14 protein-coding genes are annotated in these 15,399 nt (G+C 31.9%); 9 read left to right on the top strand and 5 right to left on the bottom strand.

What is annotated here, in order from left to right; all coding sequences use genetic code 11:
* Nucleotides 1-60 precede the first annotated feature (60 nt).
* Nucleotides 61-1,143 carry a T9SS type A sorting domain-containing protein gene (locus AMD28_RS08350; RefSeq protein ID WP_055443694.1) on the bottom strand — a complete coding sequence of 361 codons (1,083 nt, stop codon included), beginning with the start codon at nucleotides 1,141-1,143 and terminating at the stop codon, nucleotides 61-63.
* 95 nt (nucleotides 1,144-1,238) lie between these two features.
* On the opposite strand from AMD28_RS08350, the gene AMD28_RS08345 reads away from it, so the two are divergent.
* Together AMD28_RS08345 and AMD28_RS08340 are read left to right on the top strand one after the other, a co-directional pair.
* Complete coding sequence (locus AMD28_RS08345; protein ID WP_055443693.1) at nucleotides 1,239-2,216, top strand: pyruvate dehydrogenase complex E1 component subunit beta; 978 nt, start codon at nucleotides 1,239-1,241, stop codon at nucleotides 2,214-2,216.
* Nucleotides 2,217-2,299: 83 nt separating this feature from the next.
* Nucleotides 2,300-4,798: a DUF5686 family protein gene (locus AMD28_RS08340; protein WP_055443692.1), complete on the top strand. Its 2,499-nt coding sequence runs from the start codon at nucleotides 2,300-2,302 to the stop codon at nucleotides 4,796-4,798.
* 49 nt (nucleotides 4,799-4,847) lie between these two features.
* Here the strand turns inward: AMD28_RS08340 and AMD28_RS08335 are convergent, their stop codons facing one another.
* Together AMD28_RS08335 and AMD28_RS08330 are read right to left on the bottom strand one after the other, a co-directional pair.
* Nucleotides 4,848-5,144: a hypothetical protein gene (locus tag AMD28_RS08335; protein WP_055443691.1), complete on the bottom strand. Its 297-nt coding sequence runs from the start codon at nucleotides 5,142-5,144 to the stop codon at nucleotides 4,848-4,850.
* A gap of 74 nt (nucleotides 5,145-5,218) precedes the next feature.
* Nucleotides 5,219-5,785, bottom strand: a complete 567-nt coding sequence (locus tag AMD28_RS08330) for a hypothetical protein (protein WP_055443690.1) — start codon at nucleotides 5,783-5,785, stop codon at nucleotides 5,219-5,221.
* Nucleotides 5,786-6,043: 258 nt separating this feature from the next.
* On the opposite strand from AMD28_RS08330, the gene AMD28_RS08325 reads away from it, so the two are divergent.
* The 3 genes from AMD28_RS08325 (at nucleotide 6,044) to AMD28_RS08310 (ending at nucleotide 9,074) form a co-directional block, all read left to right on the top strand.
* Complete coding sequence (locus AMD28_RS08325; protein WP_055443689.1) at nucleotides 6,044-7,003, top strand: hypothetical protein; 960 nt, start codon at nucleotides 6,044-6,046, stop codon at nucleotides 7,001-7,003.
* A 671-nt stretch (nucleotides 7,004-7,674) separates the two neighbouring features.
* A complete protein-coding gene (locus AMD28_RS08315; RefSeq protein WP_055443687.1) occupies nucleotides 7,675-8,442 on the top strand; it encodes a sensor histidine kinase in 768 nt (255 codons plus the stop codon).
* Nucleotides 8,439-9,074, top strand: coding sequence for a response regulator transcription factor (locus AMD28_RS08310; RefSeq protein ID WP_055443686.1), 636 nt, complete (start codon nucleotides 8,439-8,441; stop codon nucleotides 9,072-9,074). Before AMD28_RS08315 ends, AMD28_RS08310 begins: the two co-directional genes overlap by 4 nt.
* A gap of 17 nt (nucleotides 9,075-9,091) precedes the next feature.
* Here AMD28_RS08310 and AMD28_RS08305 read toward each other — a convergent pair whose 3' ends face one another.
* Both AMD28_RS08305 and glpK read right to left on the bottom strand, forming a co-directional pair.
* Nucleotides 9,092-10,765, bottom strand: coding sequence for a glycerol-3-phosphate dehydrogenase/oxidase (locus AMD28_RS08305; RefSeq protein WP_055443685.1), 1,674 nt, complete (start codon nucleotides 10,763-10,765; stop codon nucleotides 9,092-9,094).
* 188 nt (nucleotides 10,766-10,953) lie between these two features.
* Nucleotides 10,954-12,447 carry a glycerol kinase GlpK gene (glpK, locus tag AMD28_RS08300; RefSeq protein WP_055443684.1) on the bottom strand — a complete coding sequence of 498 codons (1,494 nt, stop codon included), beginning with the start codon at nucleotides 12,445-12,447 and terminating at the stop codon, nucleotides 10,954-10,956.
* 161 nt (nucleotides 12,448-12,608) lie between these two features.
* On the opposite strand from glpK, the gene AMD28_RS08295 reads away from it, so the two are divergent.
* From AMD28_RS08295 to AMD28_RS18770, 4 genes are all read left to right on the top strand, one after another.
* Nucleotides 12,609-13,166 (top strand): hypothetical protein, encoded by a 558-nt coding sequence (locus tag AMD28_RS08295; protein ID WP_152975573.1) that lies wholly within the window; start codon nucleotides 12,609-12,611, stop codon nucleotides 13,164-13,166.
* A 9-nt stretch (nucleotides 13,167-13,175) separates the two neighbouring features.
* Nucleotides 13,176-13,976, top strand: coding sequence for an AfsR/SARP family transcriptional regulator (locus AMD28_RS08290; RefSeq protein ID WP_055443683.1), 801 nt, complete (start codon nucleotides 13,176-13,178; stop codon nucleotides 13,974-13,976).
* 171 nt (nucleotides 13,977-14,147) lie between these two features.
* Complete coding sequence (locus tag AMD28_RS08285) at nucleotides 14,148-14,411, top strand: hypothetical protein (protein ID WP_152975572.1); 264 nt, start codon at nucleotides 14,148-14,150, stop codon at nucleotides 14,409-14,411.
* 106 nt (nucleotides 14,412-14,517) lie between these two features.
* Nucleotides 14,518-15,378, top strand: a complete 861-nt coding sequence (locus AMD28_RS18770) for a hypothetical protein (RefSeq protein ID WP_055443681.1) — start codon at nucleotides 14,518-14,520, stop codon at nucleotides 15,376-15,378.
* Nucleotides 15,379-15,399 lie beyond the last annotated feature (21 nt).

Genomic DNA, 15,399 nt, shown 5'->3' with positions numbered 1-15,399 from the left:
TAATATTTTGATTATTTACTATGCGTGCATAGTAAATTTTAAACAATTTTATTTGTGAAGTTAATTTTTAATGAATTTGAAAACTCTTGATTTTTTGTTATTCTGAAGTTTAATAAAATACAATCCTGTTGCAAAACTTTCCGATAAAATAGAGTTATTATTAAATGTTTTATTTTTTAATATTTGTTTTCCGGAAACATTAAATATTTCAATTTTGTAATTGTCGTTCTCTATATTAGTGAAGTTGATGTACGGGTTTTTATAGTTAGAAACTAATTTTATTTTTTCAAAATCAGTATCAATTGTTGATAATCTGTGGTTTGTAAAAGTCATAAAATCTGTAGAGAAAGTACTGGTATGTCTTTCAAGTACTAAGGTGTCGTTCCCAGTGTCCATATTGATTTTTATATTTCCATTATGAGATTCTTCAAAACAAGAAACACCAATAATACCATATAACGTTTCTTCTATGTAATGGCAAGAATCCTCATAATTGGATGGTGTAGAAGTTCCAGGATTAGAGATCCATAGTTGAAGTGTATTATTTACGGTTCCTCCTTTAAGAGAAATTGAAAATGAATTACCACAGGGTGTTGATCCAATAATTGTTGCTAACATTAAATCATTTGTTGCATCGTAATTAAACTCCATACCTAGATAAAAATCATTTGGTACATTTTGTTCATTGTCTTCACAATATTCACCTGCTTCTTCAATATCAGAACAATATTTTGTTAAATCAAATACTTCGCCATCTAAATAGTTGATAATATTACTACTAATAGGAGTTGTTTCATAATTATTATCTAACTGAAAAATGGAAGATGGAACGGTTGCATACAGTTCATTAATTAGGTCCCTGTTTTCGAAAGAAATATTATAATATTTTCTTAACTCACTAGATGAATTTGGAAATGATTGAATAAAATCATGAATCACATAATTAGCAAAAACATCAGTAATGTAAGCTTCTGTATGGGTTAATGTTATTGTTCCATCCGGGTTATTTGTAATACTAGGAACGTTAACAGGGTCTTCTATTTTTAGATAAGTTTCTTGTAATGGACACAAAATTGTATTTTGAGTGAACCCTAAATAATTAAAAACAAGAAATACAATTATAGTGTAAGCTTTAGTATTCATTTTGTGATTTTAGATAAATATAGATAAATATTGATAATAAATTTATTTAGGAAATGAAAATATTCTATTTTTGTTCACCTTAATATTTATAATAGATGAAGACTATACAATTTAGAGAAGCAGTTTGTGAAGCCATGAGTGAAGAAATGCGCAGAGATGAGAGCATTTACTTAATGGGAGAAGAAGTAGCAGAATACAACGGAGCATATAAAGCAAGTAAAGGTATGTTAGACGAGTTTGGTGCAAAGCGTGTTATAGACACACCAATTGCAGAACTTGGTTTTTCTGGTATTGCTGTTGGTTCTACCATGACAGGAAATAGACCAATTGTAGAGTTTATGACTTTTAACTTCGCTTTAGTTGGTATTGACCAAATTATAAATAATGCTGCTAAGATTAGACAAATGTCAGGAGGACAATTCAAGTGTCCTATCGTTTTTCGTGGTCCAACAGGATCTGCAGGACAATTAGGAGCAACACATTCTCAAGCTTTTGAAAGCTGGTTTGCAAATACTCCGGGTTTAAAAGTAATTGTACCATCTAATCCTTATGATGCAAAAGGTTTATTAAAAGCTGCTATACGTGATGACGATCCAGTTATTTTTATGGAAAGTGAGCAAATGTATGGAGATAAAGGAGAAGTGCCAGAAGGAGAATATGTAATTCCTATTGGAGTTGCAGAAGTGAAAAGAGAAGGAACCGATGTAACTATTGTATCTTTTGGTAAGATTATTAAAGATGCATACAAAGCGGCAGACCAATTAGCAGAAGAAGGTATTTCTTGTGAGGTTATTGATTTACGTACCGTAAGACCTTTAGATATGAATACTATTTTAACTTCGGTTAAAAAAACAAATAGATTGGTTATTTTAGAAGAAGCTTGGCCATTTGGAAATGTTTCTACAGAAATTACATACCAAGTGCAAGCGCAAGCTTTCGATTATTTAGATGCACCAATTGTAAAAATAAATACAGCAGATACACCTGCACCTTACTCACCAGTTTTATTAGCAGAATGGTTACCAAATAGTGACGATGTTGTTAAAGCGGTGAAAAAAGTAATGTATAAATAAAAACTAATTTCTTTCGTTATATAAACTTCATTGGCAACATTGTTGATGAAGTTTTTTTTGTATAATGAAATCAGATGGACTAAATGAAGTTTAAATTAATTCTCTTATTGTTTTTTTTCGGAATCGTTTCCGTTGTTGCACAAACCAAAGTTAGTGGTAAAGTATACGATGAGTTTAATGAACCTGTAGCATTTGCTAATGTTATCTTTAAAGGTTCTTCCGAAGGTACTATAACAGATGAAAATGGAACTTTTTATTTAGAGTCTGATGCTACTTGGGATACCGTTTTTGTTTCCTTTATAGGTTTTGCAACTTTAGATGTTCCCCTGGAAAAACGAGTTAATTACGATCTTAAATTTATTCTAAAAGAAGAAGAAGGATCCTTAGATGAAGTGGTGATTGTTACCGGAAAACAGTCTAAAAAAGAATCTGAAAACCCTGCAATTGCTATTCTTAAAAAAGTTTGGGAGCACAAACGAAAGAATGGTTTAAAGCAATTCAAACAATACGAGTACGATAAATACGAAAAAGTGGAATTCGATCTTAATACTATAGATAGTTCCCTTATTAAAAGTAAGCTGTTTAAAGGTATGGAGTTTGTATTTGACGAGGTAGATACTTCTCGTGTTACAGGAAAAACATACTTGCCAATATTTATTAATGAAGCCGTTTCTAAAATTTATGGAGACAATACTATTAATAAAGAAAAAATAGATTTGCTAGGAAATAAAAACTCCGGTTTTAGCGATAATCAAGTCATTATTGATTTTGTGAATGATCTATATTCTGAGTTTGATATTTATGATAACTATCTAAAGTTTTTCGATAAGAGTTTTGTTAGTCCAATTTCTAGAACAGGAATTAATACATACAATTACGTTTTATCCGATAGTACATATAGAGATAATAAATGGTGTTACAACATCATCTATTATCCAAGACGTAAAAACGAACTTACCTTTAAAGGGGACTTCTGGGTTGCAGATACTACGTATGCCATTAAGGAAATCAACATGCAAGCTTCCAAAAGTGCCAATATAAACTGGGTAAAAGAAATTTATATAGAGCAAGAATTTGATGTATTAAATGATTCGTTACTATTATTAAAACGAGATTATTTTATGTCGGATTTCTCTTTTAATAAAAAAGAAGAAGCTCGCGGTGTTTACGGTAAGCGTACTACTTTGTATGATAATTATGCTTTTGATATCCCGAAAGACGAAAAATTCTACAGTCAGGAAGTATATAATTACGATAAGGATGTCTATAATAGAGAAGACGACTTTTGGGAAGATAACCGAATGGAAGCTTTAAGTAAAGACGAAAAAGGGGTTTATAAAATGCTAGACACTTTAAAAACCGTTAAAAAGTTTAAGCGTCTTTATAATGTAGGAAGCATTCTGGCATCCGGATATATTGAAATGCCAAGTTATAATTTAGATTACGGACCCATATTTTCCACTTTTGGGTTTAATGAAGTAGAGGGTGTGCGATTAAGAGCTGGAGGAAGAACGTATTTCGGACAAAATGATCTTTGGCGTATAGAAGGATATACCGCTTATGGTTTTAAAGACGATAAGTTTAAATATGGTATTTCTGGAAAAGTACTTTTAAACAAAAAAAATAGATTTATTATTTCTGGAGGAAACCGAAGAGATGTAGAACAAATAGGAGCGAGTCTAACCACATCCACAGATGTTTTAGGTAGAAGCTTAGCGTCGTCATCTATTGTAGGTACTGGAACTAATGATAAACTAACGTCTATTAATCTTACCAGTCTTGCCGTTGAAATGGAGCCGGTAAGAAACGTGGTTTTTAGATTAAGCGGAAACTACAGAACTTTAGAGTCGGCATCTCCAACGTTTAGTTTAGATTATAATACTCCAACCGGAGTAGAATCGGAAGTAAAACAATTTGAAAGTTCTTTATCTGTTTCTTATTTTCCGAAAAGAAAAATGACAGGTTTTGGTGTAGAACGTAGGGAAGCAAACGATAATTTCGCAAGAATATTTGCACAAGTAAGCAATGGTAATCAAAACATGTTTAAAAGTGATTTTGATTATACTAAGGTGCAATTCTCCTACTTACAGCCTTGGTCTGTTGGTGGATTAGGAAGATTATATACTACGCTAGAAGTAGGGAAAACCTTTGGCGAAGTTCCGTTAGGACTATTAAGTGTCGTTCCTGGAAATCAGAGTTATTTTTCTATTTATAACACCTTTTCTAACTTAGATTATTACGAGTTTGTAACAGATACGTACGCATCTGTGCACATACAACACAATTTTAATGGACGTTTCTTTTCCCGAATTCCTTTTTTACGTAAGTTAAACTGGAGAGAAATAATTGGTTTTAGAGCGGTTGTTGGTGAAGTTTCTAATGAAAACAGAGCGCTTAATGCTTCAGGTTTAGTCTATAAAGCACCAACGAATAAAGCGTACTACGAATATAGTTTTGGTATAGATAATATCTTTAAAGTCTTTAGAATTGATTTTAATTTTAGAGGAAATTATCTAGACGAAACCAATTATCCAGATGCCAGAAAATTTGGTATTACAGGTAGTTTCGGGTTTAATTTTTAGGAAAAAAAGCTTAATACCTTTTAAGTACTAAGCTTTTTTTAATGAATCATTATAAATTGATATTTATGTCAATGTCAATTTTTTTCCAAAATTGTAATACTGTAATACAAAATTTCCATTTGCAGAGTCTTATTCTAATTTCTTGATTTTCATTTTTGTCATCCTCATTTTTTTCTGCTAATTCAAGCATTTTTTCTATATTAGATAATTCTTTTAGTATTTCTGAATTTTCTTTTGCGTTCTTTTTCACTAATACTTTTGCATTCTCAAAATTATTAGCACGAATAATCAATTTTGCATTTGACTCTTCACATTTTGCTTTTTCTAAACCATTTTCTTTACACATAATTTCTAAATATTTATTTACCTACTCTTTTAATAAAGGTTTTTCGGTTTCCACCTGAATAATTATTTTATGAATTAATTTTCATCTTCATTAGAGAATAAAAGTTTTCTTTCTCTTTTTAGTCTTGAGTGAGCAGTAAGTTCATCTAAATAATTTTGCTCCATTTTAGATAGTATTTCGGACATTGAAGTGGGTAAGTCTAATCCAAAAAGAGCATTCAATATTTGGTCAATAATTAGAATTATGTCTATTAACCATTTTGGTGCTTTAAAGAGGTCTAATATAAAAAGAATCAATTTTTTGATTTCCTTAATTATACTGTTTAGACCCAGTTTTGATGAAATAGATTTTAAGTTTTTAGATATTGATTTTGCACTTTTAGCAAGCTCTAGTCCGGATGCAGTTTTTAGTAGGCTTGTAGCATCCTTTTTTTCTTGAGCAGATCCATTCTTAAAGCTTTCTTTAATAAGTTCAGAAATTTCTTTAAACTGTTTTGCAAGAATGGGTGTGTATATTAATACGACATCATTCATGTCTTGATCATCAAAACTTTTTAATAATCCAGTTTCAATAGCTTTTGGAATTTCAATTAATTCATTAGCAAATAATTCTAATAGAGATAAATTTTCATTTGTTGCCATAATATAATATTTAATTTCACCTACTCTGTTTAATAAAGGCTTTTCGGTTTTCGCCTAGATAATGATTAATAGCACTTCGAAATGTGGATTACAAAGTTGTAGAGAAAAACAAACCAAGACAAGAGGTTTTAAACGGAAAAGGATAGAGGGTTTATTTGAGAAAAAACAGATAAATGACTCCTTTAAAAAGGGGTTTTTACCTGAGATAAAAAAAATGATGTAACTTACTTTTGTGTAATAACTTTAAAATCAGAAATCATGAAAGCTAAAACAATCAATTTTGCATTACTCACTATATGTGTACTATTATTGGGTTATATTTTTATTTGTAAATGTGGTAATAAATTAGATGCAGACAAGGCTATTGCAACCTATGAAAACTCTTTTCATGCTATTAGTATAGCAGAATCTAAAGAATTATATACCAATTACGCAAATCGATTTTTAGAACCTATTAGAAATATACAAAAAGGGGTTCCTTGTATGGTCGATGATGTAGATCCAGAGCCTATAGAGAAGGACTCCAAAGTATTGGATGAAAAAGAACTTCACGAATTAAACCAAGCAAAGCTTAATAAAAAAAGTTTTAATACTGGAATAGCAAATAATCTTAAATCGGAAAACCTAAAAAAGAAAGGGAACTTTAAGTCTGTGGAAGCAAAGTTAGACAATAGAGAAGATTACAATCCTACAGAATATGTTTGGGTTAGCTTAGCATGGTTAGAAGAATATTTAAATTTTGCAAAAGCATTAGAACAAAAAAATCCACTAAATGATATTACCGGAATAGCTATTAATTTTGGAGCTTATGGCTTAGAGGAAGATAATAATATACATTTAAAAGAGAATGAAAAATTTAGAGGAAATGAACCTGCTAAATCTGGGGATCATCGCGGTAGGTTAACCAATTTTCTAACGCTTACCTATTATGACGATAGTAATGACAGTATTGCAAGAGATGAGATAGAAAAACATATTCCGTTTAGTATACAACATGAGGCTGGTGAAGATCCATACGTGGGAACTTTTGTTCCTTTAAGATCCGTTTATAATAATACAGCATCTAATTCTAAATGGAAAGTGGAAAATGAAAACCAATTAGCAACCGTACTTCCTTTATTAAAACCAAAAGCAACTAAAAAGAAGCGGGTTATGATGGAACATACAAGTGTTAGTGCAAATGAGTTTAATGACATGCCTCCAAAAAAAATTCAATAAAAAGAAAGGTCAATTTAATTGAATATGATAATGAATACTATTTACGATGCATTGTTTAACAATTATAGTATTATACAGCTAATAGTTGCTATCATAGCGCTTTTTTTCTGGAATACATTTAAACAATTAGAGTACAGATTATATATTGTATCCTTGTGGTTTATAGTGCTTGTTGAAGTATTTGCACTATACTATGGTAGGCATGTTAGTGAGATTGGATATAATAAAATAGTCTTTAATATAAGAAATATAATTAATTTTTATTTTCTTTTTTGGTTGTTCTACAGATTTTCTGAAAGCAATAACTTTAAAAAAACAATATCTGTTTTAGGAGTTCTTTATGCAATAAGTTTGATGTATGAAATTGGGTTTGAAAAAATTAATCCTTTCCAACAACCACAAGTGAAATCTTTTATTTTAGCAGGGTTTAGTGTTATGCTTTGTGTGTTTTATTATTTTTTCGAAATGTTAAACTCGTCTAGAATAGTCAATATCTATCGCGATTTATTTTTTTGGATAGCAGTATCCCTATTTGTATATTATCTTGTGTTTACGCCATTTAAGATTGGAGAGACCAATTTTTTTAAATTGGAAGATTATTTTTATTTATTTTATATAAAGCAGGCTATAACTATTTTTTCTAGTTTAATTTTAATTACAGGCTTCATCGTATGTTCGAAAAGGAAGGTTTAACAATCATACTAGCATTAGTAATAGTGGTGATTTTAGGAGTATTTGTAGTCCTTTTTTTTCTGCTATTCCTAAAACGAAAAAATGCCTTAATAAAAAGCAAGGAAGATGCAGAAGTTAATTATAAACAGGAAATAATAAAAACACAAATAGAAATTCGCGAAGAAACCTTGCGTAATATTAGCTGGGAATTGCATGATAATATTGGTCAGTTAATGACGCTTGCAAAAATACAAGCACAAAACGCTAAAGACGATCCGGTAAAAATGGAAGAGGCTGCTAATAGTATAGCTAAAGGATTAGATGAATTAAGAGCCTTATCTAAAAATATTAATCCAGATACTATTAAAGACTTAAGTTTAGAAGCTGCTTTAAAACAAGAATTAGATCGTTTTAACAAACTTAATTTTTTGGAAACCCAGTTAGAAATAAAAGGAACTACCCAAGAGATTAATGCCAATATAGCCATAGTGCTTTTTAGAATCTTGCAAGAGTTTTTTTCTAATACCATAAAGCATTCTCAAGCCTCTAATTTAAAGGTGGTATTGAAATATTCTGAAACGCGATTAGAAATACAGGCTAAAGATAATGGGATAGGTTTTGATAGTTTACTACCTACTCAAGGACAAGGTTTAAAAAACATGATTCATAGAGCAGCGTTAATTGGAGCCAAAGCTACCATACAAACAAAGGATAACAGCGGTACCTCTATTACTATTTTATATCCATTAAACACAAATATCTCATGAAGCATTCCGTAGTCGTAGTAGACGATCATATTTTATTATCAGAAGCCATAAGTGAACTTGTTAATGGGTTCGAAAATTTTAAAACTTTATATTCCTGTAAAAATGGAAAGGAGCTATTAACCATGTTAAAAGACCCTAAAAATATCCCAGAGATTGTTTTAATGGATGTTAATATGCCTATCTTAAATGGTATAGATGCTACAGCAGAACTTAAACAACATCATCCGCAAATTAAAGTAATAGCGCTATCTGTGGAAACCGAAGAGAAAACAATTATAAATATGCTTAGGGCAGGAGCAAAAGGCTATTTAGTAAAAGATACTAAAAAGGAAATTTTAGAAGAAGCGTTAAATGAGGTATTACAAAAAGGCTATTATCATACCAATACCATAGCACAACTTTTAATAGGTAGTTTGACTAAGGAAGAAGATGAAATGGTTTTAAAAGACAGAGAAATAGAGTTTATTACACATGCATGTAGCGAGAAAACGTATAAAGAAATTGCGGACTTAATGTTTTTAAGTCCAAAAACGATTGAAGGATATAGAGATGTTTTGTATGCCAAGCTAAACTTAAAAAACAGAATTGGACTCGTCTTGTATGCTATTCGGAATAATTTGTTTAAACCTTAAAATGACCTAAATCTTTTTTAATTCAATTCTTCATCATAAAAATGGGTAGCATCTTTTACAAGAATGCTTAATGTTTCTTTCTCTTTAGCAATTCGAGCAGCATCCCAGTTTAAGTATTGTGTGCAGTCTTTCGTAATTAACGTTTCATATTTTGCAACGCTAGAAATATTAAAATACAGTCTACCGGTTCGTCGTACAAAGAAATCAGCAAGACTATTAATCATTTCATGATGAATACCATACCATAACTCGGCTCTAATGAGTCTAGATTCCGGATTTTCATCGGTAAAGGATTGCATTTTTTCTAGTATATCATTCGCTTGTTTACCATAATTGGAAGTCAAATACCAAGCAAAATAATCGTTTTCTATTCCGAATTCTTGAAGCTTTAAGCGTAATTTTTTTTGATATTTTTTCACTTCTTTAGACGAAGTCATCGCATTTGTGGTAAGTGCTATTTTTTCGGTATATGAATCTTTTAATTTCGACTCTTGCTTATCAGTCATCGTTTTTAAAACGGCATCCATTACACGTTGTGCCATTTTTCTGTATCCTGTTAATTTTCCGCCAGCAATAGAAATTAAGCCACTTTTAGAAACAAATATTTCATCTTTTCTAGATAATTCGGAAGGGTCTTTTTCTTCTTCATGAATTAAAGGACGTAATCCAGCCCAATTCGATTCAATATCTTCTTCCTTTAAATGAATATCCGGAAATGCATCATTAACGGCATCTAGCAAATAATGAATATCTGCTTTTGTGGTAACTACGCGATCTAAGTTTCCAAAATAGTCGGTATCTGTGGTGCCAACATAGGTTGCTCTTCCTCTCGGGATTGCGAATATCATACGTCCGTCTGCGACATCAAAGTAAACCGATTGTTGTAATGGGAATTTTTCAATAGGAAAAACAATATGTACGCCTTTTGTTAGATGTAAATGTTTGTTGTTTTTGGAAGCATCTTTCTCTCGTAATTTATCTACCCACGGACCAGTAGCGGAAACGAAATTTCTAGATCTAATGCTAAAGGTTTCTCCCGAATTATGATCGATACATTGAATACTCTTTATTTCCTTTTTGGTATTGTAAACAAAAGCATCCATTTCACAATAATTAAGAATGGTTGCTCCAAATTCGGAAGCTTTTTTAAGTAATTCTATGGTGAGTCGTGCATCATCTGTTCTGTATTCCGAATAATAACCACTACCAAGAATCGTCTCGGCATCAAGCAGTGGTTCTTTTTTTAAAGTTTCAGCTTTGTCTAGCATTCTCCTACGATCATCCCCTTCCACATCGGCTAAAAAATCATATACTTTTAATCCGATAGAAGTCATCATTTTACCATAAGTACCATCTTCAACAAGCGGTAAAAGCATCTTTTCTGGAATCACTAAATGTGGCGCTAGCTTATGTACAATAGCGCGTTCTCGACCAGATTCTCTCACTAGACCAATTTCCAATTGCTTTAAATAACGCAAACCGCCATGAATTAGTTTTGTGGATTTATTACTCGTTCCAGAAGCGAAATCATTTTTCTCAATCAAACAGGTTTTTAGTCCTCGTGATGCAGCATCTAAAGCAATTCCTGCTCCTGTAACACCACCGCCAATAATAACAAGATTAAATTTTTGGGTGCTTACGGTTTTAAGATCTTCGGCTCTATTTAAAATAGAAAATGGTTTTGCTTTCATATTTGTTTGCTAGGTTCCTTTAAAACCAAATTTATATTTAATACCAATGGAAAATGCGTTGTCATTGGTTATCCTACAAGGTTTTGAAAACCTTGTAGGTATTGTTTGTTTAGGTATAATACCTACAAGGTACAAAAGGAGACCTTGCAGGAAATAAATTAATTGTTTGTGTTTTTATAATGCAATATTTATTCCTCGTCATTAAAGGTTTTGGTTCTTTTAATAGCCGACAACCAGCCTGCATATTTTTGAATTCTTGTTTTTATATCCATTTTTGGCGTAAAAACTTGATCTATATCTCGAATGGATTCCATGTCTTTTCTCGACCAAATACCAGCTTTTAATCCTGCTAGCATGGCAGCTCCAAGAGCAGTTATTTCTAACATTGTTGGTCTTTCCACAATAACATCAAGCATATCACATTGAAATTGCATCAGGTAATTATTCGCACTTGCACCACCATCGACTTTTAAGGAAGTTAGTGTTTTTCCGCTATCTTCTTCCATTGCTTTTATGACATCTTTGGTCTGATAGGCTAATGCTTCAATAGTTGCTTTAATAATTTCATTTTTTCCAATATCTAGTGTAATTCCGTAGATGGCACCTTTTGCATTGGCATCCCAATATGGTGCGCCTAATCCTGCAAAAGCGGGAACCACATATAAATCTTTTAATGGCGGAATACTTTTACAAATAGCCTCAGTTTCTTTTGCATCCTTAATGAATAACAACTTATCGCGTAACCATTGTATAGATGCGCCACCAATAAAAATACTACCTTCTAATGCATAGTTGACAGGTTCGTTGGGTAAGCTGCAAGTTAGTGTGGTGATGAGTCCGTTTTTAGAAGACACATAATCTTTTCCATTATTAAGTAATAAGAAGCAACCCGTTCCATAAGTGTTTTTCGCAATTCCTGCTTCCGATCCTCCTTGTCCGAACAAAGCTGCCTGTTGGTCGCCAGCAACGCCATAAATAGGGATTTGGATTCCGTTAAAAGTTACAGCACCAAAATTAGAGGATGAGGTTTTTACTTCTGGTAACATCGATTTCGGAATATCTAAAGCAGCCAACAACGTAGCATCCCACTTTAAATCTTTAATATTATACAGCATAGTTCGGGAAGCGTTGGTATGATCGGTAAGGTGCTGCTTTCTGTTAGTAAATTTATAGATTAACCAACTATCTATCGTTCCGAATAAAAGTTTTCCAGCTTCGGCTTTTTTACGTGCTCCTGGTACGTTATCTAAAATCCATTTTAATTTGGTTCCCGAAAAATAGGCATCAATAACTAATCCTGTATGCTCTCGAACATAAGTTCCTAAGCCATCCTTTTTTAAAGTCTTACAAATGTCTTTGGTTCTATTATCTAGCCAAACAATGGCATTGTAGATAGGTTCGCCCGTTTCTTTATCCCAAACCACAGTGGTTTCTCTTTGATTGGTAATTCCTATGGCTGCAATTTCTTCCGGAAGAATTCCGGTGTCTTTTAAAACGGTTTCAAAAGTTTCTTTTTGGTCGTTGTATATTTCGATAGGGTCGTGTTCTACCCAGCCAGATTCTGGATAGTGTTGAGTGAGTTCTTTTTGCGATATACCTAAAATAGTACCTTTTTCATCAAAAATAATGGTCCTGGTACTGGTTGTGCCTTGGTCAAAAGCGATTACGTATTTTTTATGCATGAACAACTTTTTGAAATATTAAAACATAAAGTACCGAAATTATTTTAATATACTATGCGTGCATAAGAATTATTTTGTAAGTTAAATATGGTATTCCGTTTCCGGAGCAATTCATTTCTCAAAAAAGAATTGTAATTTGTAACGGATAAAATTTTAAAATTATGGCTAAAAAAGCAGACCAAACAGCATCCTTTATGGTTCGGTTTAACCAGATTATTTTTGAAGAAGATGGGGAATCAAAAGTACAATGGCGCGGAAAAGTATCGCATGTACAAGGTGGTGAGGATAAGAGTTTTTCAGATTTTAAAGAAGCTGTAGCTTTTATACAGTCCAAATTAGCCGATTTAACTTTGGAAGCTACAAAACATGAAACTCCAGAAGTGCAGGATTCTCTATTGAAAAAGAGTTTTTCACTTTGGAAAACCATTTCAAAAGAAGGTCCGAAAGTAATCCTAGAAACTATTAAAGATCCTAGAAAGCAAGTCGCAAACATACAAGATCAAATTAGTTATTTAGGCGAAGACTTAATGGATAAAGTACATATCGATCAATGGCGAAATGCTTCTCGATCTGATTTTAATACTATAAAAGATTCTATTAGCAGTTTAGCAGATGAGATTAAAAAATTAAATGCTAAAGTAGATGCTATTAGCACTCCAACTAAAGCAACCAAAACTACGAAAACAGCTAAAACTACACGAGCTACTAAAAAGAAGTAAGCCTTATACATGAATCCACTTCCAGATAGATTAATAGAATTAAAACAGTTTCAAAAGGATGCGATTATTCGTATTCAGACTTTGGGACAGTTTCATCTATGGATACATAATGAGAAAGTAGATTCCAAGAAATGGGGAAGAGATAAAACCGTGCAATTACTGCAGTATTTAATTTCTAATAGACAACGGCATGCCCTTCATAAAGAAAAAATCATGGATCATCTTTGGGAAGATGGAGACGATAGAGATTTTAAAGTCGCATTGCATGGAGTTAATAAAGTTTTAGAACCTGAAAGACCTTCTAGAACGGAACCTAGTTTTGTGATTCGACAAGGCATTAGTTACCAATTAGATTTAGAAAAAGTTTGGATTGATGTCGAAGCTTTAGAACAATATATTATTATAGGTAACGAAGCTTTTGGCGAAGATCAAGCCATTGCTAAAGAAGCCTATAAAGAAGCTATTGCCTTATATCGAGGTGTGTATTTACCAAATCGCGTTTTTGAAGATTGGTCTTCGGAAGAACGCGAGAAAATTCAAATCCTAATTTTAGGCGCTTATGTAATACTTGCTGAAATTTTATTAAATGAAAATCCGTTAGAAAGTATTCGTTTGGCACAATGTGCAATTGCAATTGATAATACTTGGGAAGATGCATACCGACTTCAAATGCAAGCTTATATTAAAAAAGGGAATAGACCACAAGCCATCAAAGCCTATCAAAAATGTGCTGATGTGCTAGATAAAGAATATGGAATTGAACCACTTCCTGCTACAAAAAATCTTCTAAAGGAGATTGAAAATATTTAATTGTAAAATATTTTAAAAATAATCATTCGCTGTAAACCCTTGTTTTTACTCAAGTTTTTATTCTTCCTTCTTATAAAAAATCGCTAAGCATCGTTTTTGCAACTCAGTTGTAACTACTTGATTGTACGTTTGTACCATAAAATAAGATATAACACATTTAAACAATATATTATGGCTACTAAAACAAAAGCAACATTAATCAACAGTACTACAAATAAAGTATTAGGATTAACTACGAAAGTAAATGATTTCGCTTTAAACACTACAGAAAAAGTATTCACAAAATCTATTGGTTTAACGGAGAAGGGATTAGGTCTTTCTGCAAAACTAGTAAAGAAAGGTTTAAAAGCATCTGCTAAAAATCAAGATATGGTTTTTAATACTTTAGAAACAGTAAAAGGAAAAGCGGTAAAGTTTATCGCAAAATCTAAATAATTTCAAAAATAAAAGGAACGCATACACAAGTGCAACTCATTTGTAACTCGCTGATTGTATGTTTGTACCAGAATTAAATATAACAACACAATAACAACAATATATTATGGCAACTAAAACTAAAAAAGTAGCAAAAAAAGCAACAAGTAAAGTAAAGAACGATACTAACGTTGTAAAGAAAATTAATACAGAATTAGTGAACGCATCTATAGCTACAATTAATACGGTTGTAGATAATGGTGAAAAATGGCAAAAATTAGCTTCTAAGTTAATTAAGAAGTCAGAGAAAATAAGAGAGCAACAAATCAATATGATTTTTGATACTGCTGAAGCTGTAAAAGGTCAGTTTGTAACAGGAACAGATAAAATGAAAGATTTAGTTGGTTACGATGCAGCATTAGTTGAGAAAGCTAAAGACATGGCGATTAACAATCCAGTAGCTAAAAAAGTATTAGATATCGTAGAAGATATTACAGAGAAAGTTTCTGAAAACCCAATGGTTCAAAAAGCAGAAAAAGTTTCTGAAGATATTAAAAACATGGGAATGGCTAAGTATAATGAACTTAAAGGAGATATGTTAGATCAAGCTTCAAAGATCATTAATAAAGGAGAAGCTATTATTGAAGAAGCTAAGGAAACGCCTAAAGCGAAAGTTAAGAAAGTAACTAAAAAAGCAGTAGCAACTAAAAAGACAGTAGCTAAAAAAACAACAGCTAAAGTTGGTAAAACAACTAAAGCAACTAAGGTAGTAGCAAAAGCGGCACCTAAAAAAGCAGCAGTTAAAAAGACAGTAGCTAAAAAAACAACTGCAACTAAAAAAGCAGTAACAAAAGCAGCTCCTAAAGCAAAAGCAACGGTAGCTAAAAAAGCAATAGCAGTTAAAAAAGAAACGGTAGCGAAAGTAGCTGAGGTTAAAACGGAAGTAGCTCCTAAGGTTGCTGAAGTTAAAACAGAAGCAACAAAATAATACCATAACTTATAAAAAGTA

The sequence above is a fragment of the Lacinutrix himadriensis genome (genome assembly GCF_001418105.1).
GTDB lineage: Bacteria > Bacteroidota > Bacteroidia > Flavobacteriales > Flavobacteriaceae > Oceanihabitans > Oceanihabitans himadriense.
This window is presented reverse-complemented; position numbering and strand designations above follow the sequence as displayed.